Raw genomic sequence first — 14,101 nt, forward strand, 5'->3', positions numbered from 1 at the left:
GGGACTCCCCTGCCAGACTGCCTTTATCTTTTGGAATGTCGATCATGATAGCGGCTTTGCCTGCCGAAGCGTCGGGAAATTGTAATTTTCAACATTGCCGCACCGCCGCCATGTACAGCCGCTCGCAACATGGCGACACTTTCCAGAAATTCCACGGGGCGTTTTCGTGTCAGGGGCGCAGGGTGCGGGCGCGTTCGAGCAGCAGTTCGCGCTCGCGGCTGTTGGCCGTCATGGCGGCGGCGCGTTCGAATTCCCGGCGCGCCTCCTCGCTGCGGCCCAGCTTGGCCAGGAGGTCGGCGCGCACGCTCGGCAGCCAGTGGTAGCCGGCCAGCTTGCCTTCCTGCGCAAGCGCGTCCACCAGCAGCAGGCCGGCGGCCGGACCGTCGGCCATGCCGACCGCCACCGCCCGGTTCAGCTCGACCACCGGCGAGGGCTGGACCTGCGCCAGTTCGCCGTACAGCGCGGCGATGGCCTGCCAGTCGGTAGCGTCGGCGACGTGGGCGCGCGCGTGGCAGGCCGCGATCTCGGCCTGCAGCAGGTAGGCCCCGCGCGCCAGGCCGACGGGTCGACCAAGCCCTGCGGCGCGCTCGAGGGCGGCCAGGCCGCGCCGCAGCAGGACGCCGTCCCAGCGCGCGCGGTCCTGGTCGAGCAGCAGCACCGGACGCCCCTGCGCGTCGAGGCGCGCGCCCATGCGCGAAGCCTGCAGTTCCATCAGCGCGACCAGGCCGTGCGCTTCCGGCTCGCCCGGCGCCAGTTCGGCCAGCATGCGCCCGAGGCGCAGGGCCTCGTCCACCAGCGCCGGTCGCATCCAGTCCTCGCCGGCGGTGGCGGTATAGCCTTCGTTGAAGATCAGGTAGACCGCTTCCAGCACCGCACCGAGGCGCTCGCCCAGTTCCTGCGGCGGCGGCAGCTCGAACGGCACCCGCGCTTCGCCCAGGCTGCGCTTGGCGCGCACGATGCGTTGCGCCATGGTGGCCTCGGGCACCAGGAAGGCCCGCGCGATCTCCTGGGTGGACAGGCCGCCCAGCAGCTTGAGCGTCAGCGCCAGGCGCGCATCGCGCGAGAGCACCGGGTGGCAGGCGGTGAACATCAGGCGCAGCAGATCGTCCTTGAAGACGTCGTTGCGGGCGGCGTCGAGCGTGTCGACGAAATCCGGCACGACCAGGGCCTCCTGCGCCTCGAGGTCGAGGCCGATCTGCTCGAGTTTCTGGCGCAGCAGGCGGTCGCGCCGCATCCGGTCGAGCGCGGCATGCCTGGCCGTGGTGGTCAGCCAGGCGCCCGGATTGTCCGGGATGCCTTGCCGCGGCCAGTGCTCGAGGGCCGCCACCAGCGCATCCTGGGCAAGTTCCTCGGCCAGCCCGACGTCGCGCACCATGCGCGCCACCACGGCCACGATCTTCGCCGATTCGATGCGCCAGACGGCGGCGATGCTGCGCTCGACCTGTGCATCCATCAGATCGCGGGGTCCGCTGCTTGCGCCGCTTCCGCCGATTGCGCGGGCATGCTCTCCATATAGGCCAGCTCCCACATGTGGCCGTCGAGGTCCTCGAAACCGTGCTGGTACATGAAGCCGTGGTCCTTCGGCGCGTTCGGCAGCGCGCCGCCGGCGGCCAGGGCCCTGGCCGCCATGTCGTCGACCGCGGCGCGGCTGTCGCACGACAGGCACAGCAGCACTTCGGTGCTCGTCCGGGCATCCGCCACCGGCTTGTGGGTGAAGCCCTGGAAGAAGGGCTCGGTGAGGAGCATCACGTAGATGTCCTGGCTGACGATCATGCAGGCGGCGTTCTGGTCGGTGAACTGCGGGTTGAATGAAAAACCCAGCGCGCCGAAGAAGGCCTTGCTGCGTTCCAGGTCCTTCACTGGAAGATTCACGTAGATCTGCTTGTTCATGGTGCTCTCCTTGTCTGCTCAGGCGGCGGCCTGCTGCCCGGGCATGCTGTCCATGTACGTCAGCGCCCACATGTGGCCGTCCAGGTCTTCGAAGCCGTGCTGGTACATGAAGCCGTGGTCCTCCGCCGGTTCCGGCAGGGTGGCGCCGAGGGCCTGGGCCTTGCTCACCAGGGCGTCGACCTCGGCGCGGCTGTCGCAGAACAGGCACAGCGTCGCGATCCGGCTGGTGCGCGGGTCGGCCAGCGGCTTGGCGCACAGGGTGCCGGCAAAGGCTTCGGACACCAGCATCACGCAAATGTCGTCGGAAACGGCCAGGCCGGCCGCGTGCTGGTTGCTGAAGCGGGCGTCGAAGCCGAAACCGAGTCCGGCGAAGAAGGCCTTGCTGCGTTCGAGGTCCCGGACCGGGAGAGTGAGGGCAATCTGCTTTTTCATGCTGGTTCCTTTTTCGTGGGGGCGTCAAGCGGGCAGGTCCGCCGGCTCGTAGAGCTGGCGGACTTCGATCTCGGGATCGGCGAGCTCGCCGTGCGGGTTGGGGAAGCGGCGCGACCACTCCATCGCCTCCTCGCGCGAGCGCACCTGGATCAGGGTGTAGCCGGCGACCAGCTCCTTGGTCTCGGCGAACGGGCCGTCGGTGACGGTCCGGCGTCCTTCGTCGTAGCGGATGCGCCAGCCGTCGCGGCTCGGGCGCAGGCCGTTGGCGTCGAGCAGGACGCCGGCGCGGGCCAGCTCCTGGTTGTACGCGGTCATGGCGTCGAACAGGGATTGGGCAGGCATGATGCCGGCTTCCGTGTCGGGAGTGGCCTTGACGATGATCATGAAACGCATGGTGGTCTCCTTGTCGTGGGGATGGAAGCGCCTGGAGGGCTTCCATCTGCCACGACGAACGGAGCCTGCCTCATTCGACATCGCGGATGAAAATGTTTTTCTCAGCGGTCAAAGCAGGGTGCCAGGCCGCGCACCTCCACCGTCGCCCACTCCGCCGCCGGGCACTGCTGCGCCAGCGCGACCGCTTCTTCGCGGGTGTCGACATCGACCAGGAAGAAGCCGCCGACCATTTCCTTGGCCTCGGCGAACGGGCCGTCGACGATGCGCGCCTTCCCCGGTCCGGTGCCCCCGGACGGGACGCTCACGCGCACCGCCTTGTCTTGCGAGGCCAGCGATTCCGCCCCCAGCAACAGGCCGCGGCTGCGCAGGTCGTCGCCCCAGCGCAGCATCCGGTCGTAGACGGCGCGACCCTCGGCCTCGCTGCGGGTGGCGCGCTGGCCGACGGGTTCATGGATCAACAGCATGTGCGGCATCGGACTCTCTCCTCGGTTGGATCGGACGCGGCTATTCTATGCTGCCTTCTGGCCGCCGGCACGCGCCTTGGGCAAATCCTTGCGCGCAAGGACGCTGCAGGCCCATTTGACGCCCAACTGCACCACCAGTGCGGCGGCGGTCGCCAGCAGGAAGGTCAGCCCGATCGGCTGCGAACCCAGCAGCAGCGACAGCGCCAGGCAGAACACGGCAAAGGCATAGTAGCCGTTGACCATGCCGCGCAGCAGCGCCACCGCAAAGCCGGGACCGTTTGCACGGTGCGAGAAGCCGACCAGCACCGTGCTCATCACGGGGAACATCGCGAACAGGCCGGACAGGCGCGGGCCGAGGCTCGCGGCGGCATGGGTGACGCTCAGCGACAGCAGGGCGCCGGCCAGCATGCGCCAGGGCAGGTCATTGGCAGGTTTGACGGCGGCGGCCGGCGCCGGTGCCGGACCGAACAGGCGCGGCGCCACCAGCAGCGCGATCACGACGGCGGCGAAGCCGGCCCACAGCGGCAGCTGGACGGGCTGGGCCTGCAGCACCAGCACGGCCATGCCGTAGGCGAGCAGGGCGGCGGTCAATGCGCGCGGCATGCCGCGGCGGGCGCAGCGCGCATAGGCGACGCTGAAGACCAGGATGGCCAGCACCGCCAGCAGCGTGTTGCCGGCCGCGCTGGCGGCGAAGGCCGGCCCCTGTTCGAGCGAGATCACCAGCAGGATCGGACCGGAGACGATCGGGAAGGCCGACAGCCAGCCGGCCACGCCCGGCCCCCAGCGGCGGCCGGCCAGGGTGACGAGGGCGATCAGGGAAGGGACGAGCAGCAGTTTCAGTGGAAAGATCATGCGTGGCGAATAGTGGGCACCAATGAAAAACGCCCACCTTGCGGTGAGCGTTTCGGGATGGCGCCTGCCGCCGGGGCGGCAGGCGGGATCGAAGGCAAGCTTACAGCACCTCGCTGGCGTGGTCCGCCAGGCGCGAGCGTTCGCCGCGCGCCAGGGTGACGTGGCCGCTGTGGCTCCAGCCCTTGAAGCGGTCGACCACGTAGGTCAGGCCGCTCGAGCCTTCGGTGAGGTAAGGCGTGTCGATCTGGGCGATGTTGCCGAGGCACAGGATCTTGGTGCCGGGGCCGGCGCGCGTGACCAGGGTCTTCATCTGCTTCGGCGTCAGGTTCTGCGCCTCGTCGATGATGAGGAACTTGTTCACGAAGGTGCGGCCGCGCATGAAGTTCAGCGACTTGATCTTGATGCGCGAGCGGATCAGGTCTTGCGTGGCCGCGCGGCCCCAGTCGCCGCCGTCGCTGTCGGACTTCATCAGCACTTCGAGGTTGTCGTCGAAGGCGCCCATCCACGGCGACATCTTCTCTTCCTCGGTACCCGGCAGGAAGCCGATGTCCTCGCCCACCGGCACCGTGACGCGGGTGACGATGATCTCGTTGTACTGCTTGGTCTCCAGCACCTGGGCCAGGCCCGCGGCCAGCGCCAGCAGGGTCTTGCCGGTACCGGCCTGGCCCAGCAGGGTGACGAAGTCGCACTCCGGGTTCATCAGGAGGTTGAGCGCGAAGTTCTGCTCGCGGTTGCGCGCCGTGATGCCCCACACGTTGTTCTTGTTGTGGCTGTAGTCGCGCAGGGTCTGGAACACCGCGGTCTTGCCGTTGATCTGCTTCACCTGGCCGTAGAAGGGCGCTTCGCCGTTCTGCGGCTCGATGAACACGAACTGGTTCACCAGCAGGGTCGGGATCACCGGCCCGGTCATCCGGTAGAAGGTGGTGGAGTAGCCGTTCTTGCTTTCCTGCCAGGACTCCATGTCCTTGCCGTGCTTGTTCCAGAAATCGTCCGGCAGCTGGACGATGCCCGAGTACAGCAGGTCGGTGTCTTCCAGCACATGGTCGTTGAAGTAGTCCTCGGCCGGCAGGCCCAGCGCGCGCGCCTTGATGCGCATGTTGATGTCCTTCGACACCAGCACGATGGCGCGGCCCTTCATCCGCTCTTCGAGCGCACGCACCACGCCCAGGATCTGGTTGTCGGCCTTGCCTTCCGGCAGACCTTCCGGCAGCGGCGCCGATTCCAGGTTGGTCTGGAAGTACAGGCGGCCGCGCGCGTCCTTGTTGCCCAGCTTGGCCAGCGGGATGCCGGCCTCGATGGCGTCGTCGTCGACGTTCGCGATCAGGGCGTCCAGCGTGCGCGCCACCTGGCGGGCATTGCGCGCCACTTCCGACATGCCCTTCTTGTGGTTGTCGAGCTCCTCGAGCGTCATCATCGGCAGGTAGACGTCGTGTTCCTCGAAGCGGAACAGCGAGGTCGGGTCGTGCATCAGCACGTTGGTGTCGAGCACGAACACCTTGGTGGTGCCGCTGCGGTCGGCCTTGCGGCTGGTGGAGGACTTGACGGTGACTTCGACAGCCTTGTGCTTGACCGGATGCGGCTGGTCGGCATCGGGCTCGCGGAGGCGCGCGCCCACGCCGTCCTTCGACTTGCGTGCCGGGCCCTTGGCCAGCGGCGCTTCGCCGGTCGGCGCTGCGGCGGCCGGGGCGTCGACCACGTTCACCGGCGCGGTGCCGGTGCTGCCGGCCGTGGTACCGGCGACTGCGGCGTCATTGGCGGCAGGCGCCGCCGCCTTGGCCTTGCGCGCCTTGTTCGCCTTGGGCGTCGGCACGGCCTGGCCGCTGATCAGTTCTTCGAGGTCGGCATCGGCCTTGGCGGACGCCGGGCGCACGGGCGACTTGCCCGGTTCCGCCTTGGGGTAATCTTTCGCCAGCAGCATGGTCGCTGGCTTGCTTGGCATTTTTGGCAGTGGCATCAGGTTCTCGATTCAAATAGGGACTTAGGGACGTGCGGGCGCAGCACGGGCGCGCCGCTGCACGGAAACGATGCTACTTTGGGGTCTTGCTGAGGTTTGGGCTGCAGCCGGAGGATGCCGGTCCGGCGGCAGCGGGAGGAGTAAAGCGGATGAGATGCTCGGAGACTCAAAATAGGTGGCAATAATCCAGCTAAAGTTAAGAAACTGGTTGCTGGAGCCATCCTTTTTCAGGGCTGGCTCTTCAGAAATTCCAGCACTTCGGCCACGTGGTCGTTGACTTTCACGCCACGCCATTCTTTCACCAATCGGCCTTGAGCGTCAATGATAAACGTACTGCGCTCAACGCCGCGCACTTGTTTTCCGTACATGTTTTTCATCTTCATGACACCGAACTGATTGCACACGGCTTCTTCCGGATCCGAGATCAGTTCGAAGGGCAGTCCGAGCTTGCCCTTGAAGCCTTCGTGCGAGCGCAGGCTGTCGCGGCTGATGCCGTAGATCTCGGCGCCGACGGCCTGGAATTCCGGATGGGCCTCGCGGAAGGCGATGCTCTCGGTCGTGCAGCCCGGGGTGTTGTCCTTGGGATAGAAGTACAGCACGGTGTACTTCGCGGGACGTCCGGCCAGCTCGAAGGTCTGGCCTCCCGTCATGGGGGCTGAAAAATTCTCGACGGTTGCGGCGGTTAGGCTTTCGGCCACGGGGTTCTCCTGGTGTCATGGCGTTGCCGCCGGGTCCCTGCAGGGGCAGGGCGGCGGATACCGGAATGATAATCGCCGCAGCCGGCCCTTGCTAGTCCTGTATGTACGCGGCGACTGGGCAGGGCCGGCCAGGATGGGGTCTTCCGCGCAATATGGCGCAAGATTTCATTTCTTCAAGATGCAAAATGGAAAATATTTGCGTCTTGTTTGCGTCTCAACTCCGCGCCAACAGGACGACGCCCAGCATGATCACGCCGATCGCCAGCATGCGCTGTGGCGAGATCACTTCGCCCAGGAACATCCAGGCCCCGAAGGCGCCGATCACGTAGCCGAGCGAGAGCATCGGGTAGGCGACCGTGACGTCGGTGCGCGACAGGCCGAGGATCCACACCACCAGCGAGACGCCGTAGCACAGCATGCCCAGCGCGATCGGCCACTGGGTGGCAACCTTCAGGCCGGTCGTGAACCAGTTGTCGCGGGTAAGGTGGATGGCGCCGCCGAGGGCATTGGTGCCGGCCTTGAGCAGAAGCTGGGCGGCGGCATTCAGGATGACGCCGGTGATGATGAAGGCAAATGCCGATGGGTTCATATCGTTATTGGTCTTGTGCGGAAGGGACGAGCCAGGGCGCAGCCGTGCCGGCCGCGCGTGGCGCGCTGCGGCAGCGCGGGTTGCGCCGGAATCAGGCGCCGATGATCAGCGCCAGGGTGACCTTGCGGCCCTCGCCCATCAGGACATTGTAGGTGCGGCAGGCGGCCTGGCTGTCCATGCAGTCGACGCCGACGTGCAGGGCCGACAGGCTGGCCACCAGTTTCGGATGGACGAAGCGCTGGCGCTCGCCGGTGCCGAGTACCACGACGTCCGGCGCATCCTTGGCGATGTCTTCGAAATGGGCGGCGGTCAGGTCTTCGAAGCGCGCGACGGGCCAGGCACGCGGCGGCACTTCCGGCATCACCGTCAGGCTGTAGTTGTAACGCTCGGCGTTGATCTCGACCCCGCTGGCATCGTAGCCGGTGACGGTCTGGTACTGCTGGGTATTGTCGGAATGGAGCTTCATCGTATCGCGAATGTAGGCCGCGGGCGGCGCAGAAGCGGGCCGCGAACGGCAGGGTTGGCGCGGCCTGGCAAGGCCGCGGCGAAAGGAGCATTGTAACCGGGAGAAGCGTGGTTGCTTAAATCGTGCGCTTTCGGCAGAATGGTATTTTTCGCAGTGCAACAAAGCGCATCGCCAAGGGGGTGCGCCCGCCATACCTCACAGGGGACACTTTGCGACCGATCCTGAAATCGAACAAGCTGGACGATGTTTGCTACGAAATCCGTGGCCCGGCCCTGGAAAAGGCCCGTCAGATGGAAGACGACGGCCAGAAGATCATCAAGCTGAATATCGGCAACCTGGCCGTGTTCGGTTTCGATCCACCCGATGAGATCGTGCACGACATGATCCGTAACATGCATGGCGCGGCCGGCTATACCGACTCGAAGGGCATGTTTGCACCGCGCAAGGCGGTGATGCATTACACGCAGGGCAAGAACATCGCCGGCGTGGGCATCGATGACATCTACCTGGGCAACGGCGCCTCGGAACTGATCGTGATGGCCATGCAGGGCCTGCTCAACAACGGCGACGAAGTGCTGGTGCCGGCGCCGGACTACCCGCTGTGGACCGCGGCGGTCAGCCTGGCGGGCGGCGCCCCGGTGCACTACGTGTGCGACGAGCAGAGCGGCTGGCTGCCGGACATCGAGGACATGCGCAAGAAGATCACGCCGAACACGCGCGCGATCGTCGTCATCAATCCGAACAACCCGACCGGCGCCCTGTACCACCGCGAGGTGCTGCTCGAGATCGTCGAGCTGGCGCGCCAGCACGGCCTGATCATCTACGCCGACGAGATCTATGACAAGACCCTGTATGACGGCGAGGAGCACGTATCGATCGCCTCGCTGGCCGACGACGTGCTGTTCCTGACCCTGAACGGCCTGTCGAAGAACTACCGTTCCTGCGGCTACCGCGCCGGCTGGATGGTGGTGTCGGGCGAGAAACGCCACGCCAGGGGCTATATCGAGGGCCTGAACATGCTGGCCTCGATGCGCCTGTGCGCCAATGCGCCGGGCCAGTACGCGATCCAGACCGCGCTGGGCGGCTACCAGAGCATCGCCGACCTGGTCGGCCCCGGCGGACGCCTGTTGAAACAGCGCGACCTCGCGCACAAGCTGCTGACCGATATTCCGGGCGTGTCCTGCGTCAAGCCAAAAGCTGCGCTGTACATGTTCCCACGCCTCGATCCGGCGATGTACCCGATCACGGACGACCAGCAGTTCATCTGCGAACTGCTATCCGAGGAAAAAGTGCTGCTGGTGCAAGGCACCGGCTTCAACTGGATCGCCCCGGACCATTTCCGGCTGGTGTTCCTGCCTAATTCCGACGACCTGACGGACGCCTGCGGACGCATCGCACGCTTCCTGGACGGCTACCGACGACGCCACGGGCGCTGAGGTGGCACGGTCGAACCTTAGTTTGGTCGATTAACGAGATACGAGATCATGAAACCCATCAAAGTAGGCCTCCTGGGCATCGGCACCGTCGGTGCCGGCACCTTCAACGTTCTTCAACGCAATCAGGAGGACATTCGGCGCCGCGCCGGCCGCGGTATCGAGATTACGATGGTGGCGGCGCGCAACCTGGAGCGCGCGCGCGGGATCGTCGGCGCCGGCGTGGAGGTCGTGGGCGACCCGTTCGCAGTGGTCAATAGTCCGGACATCGACATCGTGGTCGAACTGATCGGCGGCTACGAGCTGCCGCACCAGCTGGTGCTGCAGGCGATTGCCAACGGCAAGCACGTGGTCACCGCCAACAAGGCCCTGCTGGCGCTGCACGGCAACGAGATCTTCGCCGCGGCCCAGGAAAAGGGCGTGACGGTAGCCTTCGAGGCGGCCGTGGCCGGCGGCGTGCCGATCATCAAGGCGCTGCGCGAAGGCCTGACCGCCAACCGGATCGAATCGGTGGCCGGCATCATCAACGGCACCACCAATTTCATCCTGTCGGAAATGCGCGAGAAGGGCCTCGATTTCGCCACCGTGCTGAAGCAGGCGCAGGAACTGGGCTATGCCGAAGCCGACCCGACCTTCGACATCGAGGGCGTGGACGCGGCGCACAAGCTCACCATCATGTCGGCGATCGCCTTCGGTATCCCGGTGCAGTTCGACAAGGCCTACATCGAGGGCATCAGCCAGCTGCAGGCGCGCGACATCTCGTATGCCGAGCAGCTCGGCTACCGCATCAAGCTATTGGGCATCACGCGCCGCACCCATACCGAAAGCGGCGAAGGGATCGAGCTGCGCGTGCACCCGACCCTGATCCCGGCGGCGCGCCTGATCGCCAACGTCGAAGGTGCGATGAACGCGGTGCTGGTACAGGCCGACGCCGTCGGCGCGTCGCTGTACTACGGCAAGGGCGCCGGCTCGGAACCCACCGCCTCGGCCGTGATCGCCGACCTGGTCGACGTGACCCGCCTGGCCACCGTCGACCCCTACTGCCGCGTGCCGCACCTGGCCTTCCAGCCGAACCAGATGACCGACGTCGCCATCGTGCCGATGGAAGAGATCACCACCAGCTACTACCTGCGCGTCTACGTGAAGGACCAGCTGGGCGTGATGGCCGACCTGACCCGCATCCTGGCCGACGCCGGCATCTCGATCGACGCGGTGCTGCAGAAGGAGCCGGGCAACCAGGTCAACCTCGACATCATCATGCTGACCCACCAGACCCGCGAGAAGAACATCAACGCGGCGATCGCGAAGATCGAGCAGTTGCCGGCGGTGATCGGCAAGGTTACGCGTATCCGCCTGGAAACGCTGGCCTGATCATGCCCGTGGTCGGGCCGGCGCAGCTTGCGCCCTCCCGGCAGGCAAGGCGCAAACATGATTCGAATTTTGCGGCATCTGTCGCAAATTCGAATCATTTTTTTTGGGGTCGCGCGCCCGCCGTCCCGGCCGGGTTCAGGTGAGCGGGATGTCCTGCGGCTGGCGCGCAGGCGGCGGCAGCACCTCGTGCCATGCCGGTGGAGAGGCTTCGTCATCGTCGATGAACGCACAGGACAGGGCCAGCATGTCGTGTTCGATGTGGTCGAACAGCGCGGTTGTCACGCTGGCGTAGCGGAGGAGGAAGTCGGCAGGAGTCATCCGTGGATTCTACCTGCGCTGCGCTGCACAATTCTGCCGTCTGTACGATCGCTTGAGACGTTTCAACCAAGTTTATCAAAGCGGGGGCTTGACACCGTACGCCGCTTGAACGGCGCGACGGTCTATGCTTTTTACCCATCCGGTATCGCCAGTCGAGACTTTACGTATTAGTATCGGCAACGCAATACGCAGGCCGAGCAATTGCTTTGTGCTGCTGCCAGTCCCTGCTGTAGATTACCACTTCCTGTTCACGATCCAAGCCCGAGCCGACCCGCATGAGCCAACCGAGCCAGTTTTCCCTGCTGACCCAGCGCCGCTTCGCCCCCTTTTTCTGGACCCAGTTCTTTGGCGCCTTCAACGACAACCTGTTCAAGACCGCGCTGCTGGTCGCGCTGACCTTCGACACGGCGAACTGGACCACCGCCGACCCGGGCATGCTGAACAACCTGATCGCCGGCCTGTTCATTTTGCCTTTCGTGCTGTTCTCGGCGACAGCGGGCCAGGTCGCAGACAAGTTCGACAAGGCGCGCATGGCCAGGTTCGTCAAGCTGCTGGAAATCGCCATCATGCTGGTGGCCGGCATCGGCTGGCTGACCCACACGCTGTGGGTGCTGGTTGCCGCCGTGGTCGGCATGGGCCTGCATTCGACCCTGTTCGGCCCGGTGAAGTACGCCTATCTGCCGCAGCACCTGAAATCCGAAGAACTGGTCGGCGGCAACGGCGTGATCGAGATGGGCACCTTCGTCGGCATCCTGCTGGGCGAGGTCGCCGGCACCCTGCTGGTCGGGGTCAAACCCTGGGGCATCGAACTGGTCGCCGGCGGCACCCTGCTGTGCGCGGTGCTGGGCCTGGCGGCCAGCTGGCGCATCCCGCCGTCGCCGGCGCCGGCGCCGGAGCTGAGAATCAGCCGCAACCCGTTTGCCGAATCGATCCGCAACCTGGCATTCTCGCGCCAGAACCGCACCGTGTTCCTGTCGATGCTGGGCAATTCCTGGTTCTGGTTCTACGGCGCCCTGCTGCTGTCGCAGTTCCCGCTGTACGCCAAGGATTACCTGCACGGCGACCACAGCGTGATCATGCTGCTGCTGACCGTGTTTTCGCTCGGCATCGGCGCCGGTTCGCTGCTGTGCGAGAAGCTGTCCGGCCACAAGGTCGAGATCGGCCTGGTGCCCTTCGGCTCGATCGGCCTGTCGCTGTTCGGCATCGACTTGTATTTCGCCAGCGTGGCCTATGCGGAGCTCAACGGCGCCGCCACCGTGGGCGCGCTCACCCTGCTGGGCCTGCCGGGCGCATGGCGCATCATGTTCGACCTGGTCCTGATCGGCGTGTTCGGCGGCCTGTTCATCGTGCCGCTGTTCGCCCTGATCCAGACCCGCTGCGACCAGAAACACGTCTCGCGCACCATTGCCGGCATGAACATCCTGAACGCGCTGTTCATGGTGGCCGCCGCCGGCGTGGCGATCGTGCTGCTGGGGCAGGGCTTCACGATTCCCGAGATGTTCCTGGTGACGGCGCTGCTGAACGCCTGCGTGGCCGCGTACATCTTCTCGCTGGTGCCGGAATTCCTGATGCGCTTCCTGGCCTGGATGCTGATCCACACCGGCTACCGCGTGCGCACCATCGACGCCGACCGCATCCCCGACGAAGGCCCGGCGGTGCTGGTCTGCAACCACGTGAGCTACGTCGACGCGCTCGTCATCGGCGCCGCCAGCCCGCGCCCGATCCGCTTCGTGATGGACCACCGCATCTTCAGGACGCCCTTCCTGCGCTGGATCTTCCGCGCCGCCAAGGCGATCCCGATCGCGCCGGCCAAGGAAGATCCCTTCATGATGGAGCGGGCCTTCGTGGACATCGCGGAGGCGCTGCACCAGGGCGAACTGGTGTGCATCTTCCCCGAGGGCAAGCTCACCAGTACCGGCGAGATCAACGAATTCCGCAGCGGCATCGCCAAGATCGTCGAGCGCAACAAGGTGCCGGTGATTCCGATGGCCCTGCGCGGCCTGTGGGGCAGCGTGTTCACGCGCGACCCGTCGAACCTGTTCGAGCGCTCCTTCGCGCGCGGCATCCGCTCGCGGCTGGCGCTGGCGGTAGGACAGCCGGTGGCGCCGGAGGCGGCCTCGCCGGAGTATCTGCAGCAGCAGGTGCTGGCCTTGCGGGGGGAGTGGAAGTAGGCGGGGTGTTGCCCGCGCACGCCGGCAAGCCCGGGCAGGCCCGGCAGGCTTGCCGAAGGCTGCATTTTGGATCGACGGCCTGTCGGTTCGGCCGCCGCTCCGGTATCATTCGGGGATGAATCAGATTTCTTTCTCCCCGTTTGTCATTGGTGTCGCCGGCGGAAGCGGCAGTGGCAAGTCGACGGTGACCCAGCAAGTGCTTGCTTCCTTCGGCACCGAGATGGTGTCGGTCGTGATGCAGGACGATTACTACCGCGACCAATCCGACCTCAGTCCGGAAGTCCGCCGCAAGCAGAACTACGACCACCCGCAAGCCTTCGACTGGCCCTTGATGGTGCAGCACGTCCAGGCCTTGTGCAATGGCGAAACGATCCAGATGCCGGAGTACGACTTCACGATCGACAACCGTTCCAGCAAGACCATTCCCGTCAAGCCAGCCCCGGTCATCGTGATCGAAGGCCTGTTTGCCTTGTATGACGCGGACCTGCGCAAGATGATGTCGCTGAAGATTTTCGTCGACACCGCGGCCGACGTGCGCTTCATCCGCCGCATGCAAAGGGATATCGCCGAGCGCGGCCGCACGACGGAGAGCATCGTCATCCAGTACCTGGAAACGGTACGCCCGATGCACAAGCAGTTCATCGAGCCGACCAAGCGCCACGCCGACGTCATCCTGCCGCACGGCGCCAATGGCCCGGCAGTCGATGTGATCACCACCAAGGTGGCGAGCGTCATCGGGCAGCTGAAGCGGCCCTGATCCTGTCTGATGGCCCGGTGTTCCGGGCCTCCACCACTTGCGGGTTGACCTGATCGGAATCTTGTAGCCAGCGGGCACCCGCTCTTCCGCGCCGCCATCCGTCAGCGCCGGCAACACCGACTTGAACGGATCCCCTTTGTTGCTGAAGTAGTGCGCCAGGGGAGGCTCAGCCTGTCCTTCGGCTGGGTTAAATTCGATGTCGGGTGCTGGTGGGCTTTGATGAACACAGTAGAATTGTTCCACAAAGGCAACAAGCGCCGCATGAATACTGCGCTTTAGCCGATGATCTTAAGCGATATTGTGGAGCAAGAAT

15 protein-coding genes are annotated in these 14,101 nt (G+C 65.5%); 4 read left to right on the forward strand and 11 right to left on the reverse strand.

Annotated features, from left to right (window positions below):
- Nucleotides 1-169: 169 nt before the first annotated feature.
- The 10 genes from AB3347_RS14575 to AB3347_RS14620 form a co-directional block, all read right to left on the reverse strand.
- Complete coding sequence (locus AB3347_RS14575) at nucleotides 170-1,453, reverse strand: RNA polymerase sigma factor (protein WP_369092525.1); 1,284 nt, start codon at nucleotides 1,451-1,453, stop codon at nucleotides 170-172.
- Nucleotides 1,453-1,890, reverse strand: a complete 438-nt coding sequence (locus AB3347_RS14580) for a VOC family protein (RefSeq protein WP_369092526.1) — start codon at nucleotides 1,888-1,890, stop codon at nucleotides 1,453-1,455. Before AB3347_RS14580 ends, AB3347_RS14575 begins: the two co-directional genes overlap by 1 nt.
- 18 nt (nucleotides 1,891-1,908) lie before the next feature.
- On the reverse strand, nucleotides 1,909-2,322 hold the full coding sequence (locus AB3347_RS14585; RefSeq protein ID WP_369092527.1) for a VOC family protein: 414 nt from the start codon (nucleotides 2,320-2,322) through the stop codon (nucleotides 1,909-1,911).
- A gap of 24 nt (nucleotides 2,323-2,346) precedes the next feature.
- On the reverse strand, nucleotides 2,347-2,715 hold the full coding sequence (locus tag AB3347_RS14590; RefSeq protein WP_369092528.1) for a YciI family protein: 369 nt from the start codon (nucleotides 2,713-2,715) through the stop codon (nucleotides 2,347-2,349).
- Nucleotides 2,716-2,816: 101 nt separating this feature from the next.
- A complete protein-coding gene (locus AB3347_RS14595) occupies nucleotides 2,817-3,188 on the reverse strand; it encodes a YciI family protein (protein ID WP_369092529.1) in 372 nt (123 codons plus the stop codon).
- Nucleotides 3,189-3,224: 36 nt separating this feature from the next.
- Complete coding sequence (locus AB3347_RS14600; protein ID WP_369092530.1) at nucleotides 3,225-4,031, reverse strand: hypothetical protein; 807 nt, start codon at nucleotides 4,029-4,031, stop codon at nucleotides 3,225-3,227.
- Between the two features lie 100 nt (nucleotides 4,032-4,131).
- A complete protein-coding gene (locus tag AB3347_RS14605) occupies nucleotides 4,132-5,985 on the reverse strand; it encodes a PhoH family protein (protein WP_369092531.1) in 1,854 nt (617 codons plus the stop codon).
- A gap of 227 nt (nucleotides 5,986-6,212) precedes the next feature.
- Nucleotides 6,213-6,683 (reverse strand): peroxiredoxin, encoded by a 471-nt coding sequence (locus AB3347_RS14610; RefSeq protein WP_369092532.1) that lies wholly within the window; start codon nucleotides 6,681-6,683, stop codon nucleotides 6,213-6,215.
- 214 nt (nucleotides 6,684-6,897) lie between these two features.
- Complete coding sequence (locus tag AB3347_RS14615; RefSeq protein ID WP_369092533.1) at nucleotides 6,898-7,272, reverse strand: EamA family transporter; 375 nt, start codon at nucleotides 7,270-7,272, stop codon at nucleotides 6,898-6,900.
- 91 nt (nucleotides 7,273-7,363) lie between these two features.
- Nucleotides 7,364-7,738 (reverse strand): Mth938-like domain-containing protein, encoded by a 375-nt coding sequence (locus AB3347_RS14620; protein ID WP_369092534.1) that lies wholly within the window; start codon nucleotides 7,736-7,738, stop codon nucleotides 7,364-7,366.
- Nucleotides 7,739-7,947: 209 nt separating this feature from the next.
- Here AB3347_RS14620 and AB3347_RS14625 point away from each other — a divergent pair, with 209 nt between their 5' ends.
- Both AB3347_RS14625 and AB3347_RS14630 read left to right on the forward strand, forming a co-directional pair.
- Nucleotides 7,948-9,174: a pyridoxal phosphate-dependent aminotransferase gene (locus AB3347_RS14625; RefSeq protein WP_369092535.1), complete on the forward strand. Its 1,227-nt coding sequence runs from the start codon at nucleotides 7,948-7,950 to the stop codon at nucleotides 9,172-9,174.
- Between the two features lie 48 nt (nucleotides 9,175-9,222).
- On the forward strand, nucleotides 9,223-10,542 hold the full coding sequence (locus tag AB3347_RS14630; protein WP_369092536.1) for a homoserine dehydrogenase: 1,320 nt from the start codon (nucleotides 9,223-9,225) through the stop codon (nucleotides 10,540-10,542).
- Nucleotides 10,543-10,677: 135 nt separating this feature from the next.
- On the opposite strand, the gene AB3347_RS14635 is transcribed toward AB3347_RS14630, so the two are convergent.
- Nucleotides 10,678-10,860, reverse strand: coding sequence for a hypothetical protein (locus AB3347_RS14635; protein WP_369092537.1), 183 nt, complete (start codon nucleotides 10,858-10,860; stop codon nucleotides 10,678-10,680).
- Between the two features lie 275 nt (nucleotides 10,861-11,135).
- Here AB3347_RS14635 and AB3347_RS14640 point away from each other — a divergent pair, with 275 nt between their 5' ends.
- Both AB3347_RS14640 and udk read left to right on the forward strand, forming a co-directional pair.
- Nucleotides 11,136-13,031 carry an MFS transporter gene (locus AB3347_RS14640; protein ID WP_369092538.1) on the forward strand — a complete coding sequence of 632 codons (1,896 nt, stop codon included), beginning with the start codon at nucleotides 11,136-11,138 and terminating at the stop codon, nucleotides 13,029-13,031.
- A gap of 115 nt (nucleotides 13,032-13,146) precedes the next feature.
- Nucleotides 13,147-13,788, forward strand: a complete 642-nt coding sequence (gene udk / locus AB3347_RS14645) for a uridine kinase (RefSeq protein ID WP_369092539.1) — start codon at nucleotides 13,147-13,149, stop codon at nucleotides 13,786-13,788.
- Nucleotides 13,789-14,101: the final 313 nt, after the last annotated feature.

Source organism: Massilia sp. X63 (assembly GCF_041023745.1).
Classification (GTDB): domain Bacteria; phylum Pseudomonadota; class Gammaproteobacteria; order Burkholderiales; family Burkholderiaceae_D; genus Telluria.

What these genes read in the sequence shown, in the direction of transcription:
- AB3347_RS14575 (WP_369092525.1), bottom strand. Translation starts at nt 1,453, where the DNA reads ATGGATGCACAGGTCGAGCGCAGCATCGCCGCCGTCTGGCGCATCGAA.
- AB3347_RS14640 (WP_369092538.1), top strand. Translation starts at nt 11,136, where the DNA reads ATGAGCCAACCGAGCCAGTTTTCCCTGCTGACCCAGCGCCGCTTCGCC.
- AB3347_RS14630 (WP_369092536.1), top strand. Translation starts at nt 9,223, where the DNA reads ATGAAACCCATCAAAGTAGGCCTCCTGGGCATCGGCACCGTCGGTGCC.
- AB3347_RS14620 (WP_369092534.1), bottom strand. Translation starts at nt 7,738, where the DNA reads ATGAAGCTCCATTCCGACAATACCCAGCAGTACCAGACCGTCACCGGC.
- udk (WP_369092539.1), top strand. Translation starts at nt 13,147, where the DNA reads ATGAATCAGATTTCTTTCTCCCCGTTTGTCATTGGTGTCGCCGGCGGA.
- AB3347_RS14585 (WP_369092527.1), bottom strand. Translation starts at nt 2,322, where the DNA reads ATGAAAAAGCAGATTGCCCTCACTCTCCCGGTCCGGGACCTCGAACGC.
- AB3347_RS14580 (WP_369092526.1), bottom strand. Translation starts at nt 1,890, where the DNA reads ATGAACAAGCAGATCTACGTGAATCTTCCAGTGAAGGACCTGGAACGC.
- AB3347_RS14590 (WP_369092528.1), bottom strand. Translation starts at nt 2,715, where the DNA reads ATGCGTTTCATGATCATCGTCAAGGCCACTCCCGACACGGAAGCCGGC.
- AB3347_RS14635 (WP_369092537.1), bottom strand. Translation starts at nt 10,860, where the DNA reads ATGACTCCTGCCGACTTCCTCCTCCGCTACGCCAGCGTGACAACCGCG.
- AB3347_RS14600 (WP_369092530.1), bottom strand. Translation starts at nt 4,031, where the DNA reads ATGATCTTTCCACTGAAACTGCTGCTCGTCCCTTCCCTGATCGCCCTC.
- AB3347_RS14595 (WP_369092529.1), bottom strand. Translation starts at nt 3,188, where the DNA reads ATGCCGCACATGCTGTTGATCCATGAACCCGTCGGCCAGCGCGCCACC.
- AB3347_RS14605 (WP_369092531.1), bottom strand. Translation starts at nt 5,985, where the DNA reads ATGCCACTGCCAAAAATGCCAAGCAAGCCAGCGACCATGCTGCTGGCG.
- AB3347_RS14615 (WP_369092533.1), bottom strand. Translation starts at nt 7,272, where the DNA reads ATGAACCCATCGGCATTTGCCTTCATCATCACCGGCGTCATCCTGAAT.